Annotated in this window: 1 rRNA gene; it reads left to right on the forward strand. The window is 49.4% G+C overall.

Going from position 1 to position 2581, the window contains the following annotated elements:
- Window positions 1–441: 441 nt before the first annotated feature.
- A 23S ribosomal RNA gene (locus tag KDK18_RS14480) occupies window positions 442–2581 on the forward strand; the annotation flags it as partial.

The raw sequence follows: 2581 nt of genomic DNA on the forward strand, positions 1-2581 counted from the left end.
CTTTCTTAAAGTGGTGTTTATTTGACTGATTCATTAAGCATATTTTGCTTCATTATCCGTTCTGGATAATGTGTTCTTTAACAATGTGGAATCCAAACTTAAATAAGCTGAGTTGATTTAAAAGGCGCAAGTCTTTTAATGAGATTCTTGCTGAGACACTCTCAAGTGTATGGCGTTCAGAGGACAGAAGACAGAGGACGGAAGACAGAAGTGTTCCGTGTGAGTTGGAAGTCTGATGAATGTGATCGTTAAAGGTAGTTATATGAACCTTTAATTCAGAACAGGCCCTTTTTATGGGGTTTGGCAAAGAGATTTTTCTTCAGGCAAGGCGCAAGCTGAACGAAGGAAGGAACGTAGCAGCGCTACGTGACTGACAGAGTGAAGATTGCAACACCGCATGAAGGAAAAGATCGCAGCCAAACAGATCGTTTTGGGTTATATGGTCAAGTGACTAAGCGTACACGGTGGATGCCTTGGCAGTCAGAGGCGATGAAGGACGTGGTAATCTGCGAAAAGTCTTGGGGAGCCGATAAACAGGCGCTGATCCAGGAATGTCCGAATGGGGAAACCCACTCACACAAGTGAGTATCCTTAACCTGAATACATAGGGTTCAGGAGGCGAACCCGGGGAACTGAAACATCTAAGTACCCGGAGGAAAAGAAATCAACCGAGATTCCCCCAGTAGCGGCGAGCGAACGGGGAGTAGCCCTTAAGCAATTCAGGAGTTAGTGGAACGCTCTGGAAAGTGCGGCCATAGTGGGTGACAGCCCCGTACACGAAAACTCTTTTATTGTGAAATCGAGTAGGACGGCACACGTGAAATGTTGTCTGAACATGGGGGGACCATCCTCCAAGGCTAAATACTCCTGACTGACCGATAGTGAACCAGTACCGTGAGGGAAAGGCGAAAAGAACCCCGTTGAGGGGAGTGAAACAGAACCTGAAACCGTGTACGTACAAGCAGTGGGAGCAAGGGGCTAGTATCAAGATACAAGTGTCAGGAGGAATAACCATCAGGTTTACGTCCATCCAATCTTGTTTCTTGTCTCTTGATACTAGTCTCTTGTAACTGCGTACCTTTTGTATAATGGGTCAGCGACTTATTTTCTGTGGCAAGGTTAACCGAATAGGGAAGCCGTAGCGAAAGCGAGTCTTAACAGGGCGTCCAGTCGCAGTGAATAGACCCGAAACCGGGCGATCTATCCATGAGCAGGTTGAAGATCAGGTAACACTGATTGGAGGACCGAACCCACTGTCGTTGAAAAGCCAGGGGATGACTTGTGGATAGGAGTGAAAGGCTAATCAAGCCCGGAGATAGCTGGTTCTCCTCGAAAGCTATTTAGGTAGCGCCTCGTGTCTCACCATCGGGGGTAGAGCACTGTTTGGGCTAGGGGGCCATCCCGGCTTACCAACCCCATGCAAACTCCGAATACCGATGAGTGCAATCACGGGAGACACACGGCGGGTGCTAACGTCCGTCGTGGAAAGGGAAACAACCCAGACCGTCAGCTAAGGTCCCAAAGTAATAGTTAAGTGGGAAACGATGTGAGAAGGCCCAGACAGCCAGGAGGTTGGCTTAGAAGCAGCCACCCTTTAAAGAAAGCGTAATAGCTCACTGGTCGAGTCGGCTCGCGCGGAAGATGTAACGGGGCTCAAACTATTCACCGAAGCTACGGATCTAGAGACTAGTTTCTAGAAACAAGTGACAAGGTTAGATTATGCCGTATCGAAGTTTAAATGCTCATAGGCATCATCAAACGATACACTACTTGATACTTGTATCTAGAAACTAGTTTCTAGGTGGTAGAGGAGCGTTCTGTAAGCCGTTGAAGGTCAACCGGGAGGTGGGCTGGAGGTATCAGAAGTGCGAATGCTGACATGAGTAACGATAAAGGGAGTGAGAGGCTCCCTCGCCGGAAGACCAAGGGTTCCTGCGCAACGCTAATCGGCGCAGGGTGAGTCGGCCCCTAAGGTGAGGTCGAAAGACGTAATCGATGGGAAACAGGTTAATATTCCTGTACCCCTTTTGACTGCGATGGAGTGACGGAGAAGGCTAGGTCAGCCCGGTGTTGGTTATCCGGGTTTAAGGTCGTAGGCGGTGGAATCAGGCAAATCCGGTTCCTCTCTAATAGAGAACGCCGAGAACTGATGACGAACTGACCAAGGTCAGGAAGTGATTGATGCCAGGCTTCCGGGAAAAACTTCTAAGCGTCAGGTCAAAAGGGACCGTACCCGAAACCGACACAGGTGGTCAGGTAGAGAATACCAAGGCGCTTGAGAGAACCTGGGTGAAGGAACTAGGCAAAATGGCACCGTAACTTCGGGAGAAGGTGCGCCGGCTTTGGTGATCGGACTTGCTCCGTAAGCTGAGGCTGGTCGAAGATACCAGGTGGCTGCGACTGTTTATTAAAAACACAGCACTGTGCTAACACGTAAGTGGACGTATACGGTGTGACGCCTGCCCGGTGCCGGAAGGTTAATTGATGGGGTTATCTTCGGAGAAGCTCTTGATCGAAGCCCCGGTAAACGGCGGCCGTAACTATAACGGTCCTAAGGTAGCGAAATTCCTTGTCGGGTAAG

This window comes from Endozoicomonas sp. SESOKO3, from assembly GCF_024606255.1.